A 289-nucleotide genomic window follows, 5' to 3' on the forward strand; every position below is an offset into this window, starting at 1 on the left:
CCAGCCCGGCGGGGGAGCGCAGCGCCACCCCGGGCGTGGTGCCCAGGCCCCAGAGCCAGCCGACGGCGGCCTCGAAACCGTGCTCGCGGGCCAGCCGGATGGCGTCCGTGCCCCGGAAGTAGAGCCGGCCGTCCTCGATCAGGGTCAGCGCGGTGCGTACGGTGACCGGCTCGTGCGGGGACTGGCGGGGGGGGGGGCCGCCGGCGGGGGGGGGCTCCGCCCCCCCCCCCCCCGCCGAGGAGGCGGCCTGCCTCCCCCGCGGGGCCCTCCTCGCCTGCGTTCCCCGACG

1 pseudogene is annotated in these 289 nt (G+C 81.3%); it reads right to left on the bottom strand.

Annotated elements, in window-relative coordinates:
- Positions 1 to 289, bottom strand: a pseudogene (locus tag C7C46_RS36120) (citrate/2-methylcitrate synthase); the annotation flags it as partial.

Source organism: Streptomyces tateyamensis, from assembly GCF_003205575.1.
Taxonomy (GTDB): domain Bacteria; phylum Actinomycetota; class Actinomycetes; order Streptomycetales; family Streptomycetaceae; genus Kitasatospora; species Kitasatospora tateyamensis.